Annotated in this window: 3 protein-coding genes; all 3 read right to left on the minus strand. The window is 56.3% G+C overall.

Going from position 1 to position 1,540, the window contains the following annotated elements:
- Positions 1-230: S4 domain-containing protein (locus BCA33_RS18950; protein WP_254774632.1), on the minus strand; the 230-nt coding region annotated here is incomplete at its 3' end.
- Between the two features lie 4 nt (positions 231-234).
- Positions 235-1,263: a metal-dependent hydrolase gene (locus BCA33_RS18955; RefSeq protein ID WP_071268293.1), complete on the minus strand. Its 1,029-nt coding sequence runs from the start codon at positions 1,261-1,263 to the stop codon at positions 235-237.
- 231 nt (positions 1,264-1,494) lie between these two features.
- Positions 1,495-1,540 (minus strand): PEP-CTERM sorting domain-containing protein (locus BCA33_RS22975; protein ID WP_175469842.1); only part of this gene is annotated, 46 nt, incomplete at its 5' end.

Genomic DNA, 1,540 nt, shown 5'->3' on the forward strand with positions numbered 1-1,540 from the left:
CTGTCGTGAGTTGCGCTAACAATGCCTGCAGGTTTGTTGAGCATTAGGTAGCGTTCACCCTGCACAGTTAGCTGCTGTCCTTCCAGAAGAACCTGAGCGCCGGTTGGGAGGTGTTTGCCGGTATCTTTCCAAACCTCACCGTTTACCTCGACGTTGCTCGCATGTATAGCGCGCCTGGCCTCTTTGCGTGAAAGTGGTGAGTTGGTGGAAATAAACTGATCAAGACGCATAGTTTTAGCACTCCTCGCCGGGGGCCGGCGTTGCAAGATTGGCAAGGCACAGTACAGGAATAGCGCCGGTGGTGCGGGCCCAAAGTAAAGGCAGGGCGCCGGTATTCATGATGGGCCGTGGGGCACGTTCACCGTTACCTGGAGTGAGCGCGCCGTCTCGTTCATCGGCCAGGACGAAGGTGAACGGGTGCGCCCCGGGAATGCCCAGTCGAACATCGGTTGCAGTGATTTTGCCGTTGTTTGCTTTGTAGTCGAGAAAACCTTTCGTAAACCATTCCAGGCGACGGGTTTCGGGTAATTGCGCGACAGTTTTCGCCAATTCTGGCTGACGGGGGAAATACTCAAGCGTTAAAGGGGCGCCGCCATCCAGAAAGCCTGTAACGATTTCGATGCGTTGCTGATCCGTGATGGCAGTGGCCCGCCAAAGAACTGTATTGAACGGCATGGGCTGTACCAGCAGTTCGGCGTCAGCGAAGCCTGCTTCGGCCAGAGCCGGTTGTACGCGCTCAGTGATGACCTGTTGCGCGACAAACGACCAACCGAGATACACAGTAGATAGAGCCAGCCCCGCCGCTATGGCACGCAGCGCCGGAGGGCGGATTAAAAAGGCGATGCAGCCTGCCAATAGCGGGAGTGTATACAAGGGGTCGATGATGAAGATGCTGCTTATGGCAAGTGGCCTGCCCATCGGCCAAAAAAGCTGTGTGCCGTAAGTGGTAAAGGTGTCCAGAAGCGGGTGCGTCATCAACGCCAAAGCCGTCAGTAATAGCCAGCGGGGAAACCCCAGTTCCGGCTTCCAGCGCCAGAGTAGAGCGGCAAGTAGCAGCGACAAGGGGGCAAGTACGAACAGGGAGTGGCTGAACCCCCGGTGCTGGGTAAAGTTTGCCACCGCCGTTCCGTAATCAATTAGCACATCAAGATCGGGAAGCGTGGCCAGCAGCGCACCGGTGAGAAGAGCCGGTCGCCCGAGGGTTTTTCCTGCTACAAGGCCTGCGATTGAGGCGCCAAGGGCGGCCTGAGTGATCGAATCCATGAAGTCCGTATACGTGTGGAAATTGGTGGAGTGTATTATGCGCGGATTGGGAGTTCAGATCACGGGAAGAAGGATATGTTGAAAAAATGAGTGTTAAAAAAACTGACACCCCGGGCTTGATGAAAGCGCGGGGTGTCGGTTTTGTACTATGTGCACAACAGGACTATGGAGTTCCTGTTAATACGTCAGCCAATTAAGCGGCTTTGCGGCGACGTGCCATAGCGAGACCGGCTAGGCCGAGCCGAGCAGGGCAATAGTGCCGGGCTCAGGGACGGGC

It is taken from the genome of Marinobacter sp. AC-23, assembly GCF_001858325.1.
GTDB lineage: Bacteria > Pseudomonadota > Gammaproteobacteria > Pseudomonadales > Oleiphilaceae > Marinobacter.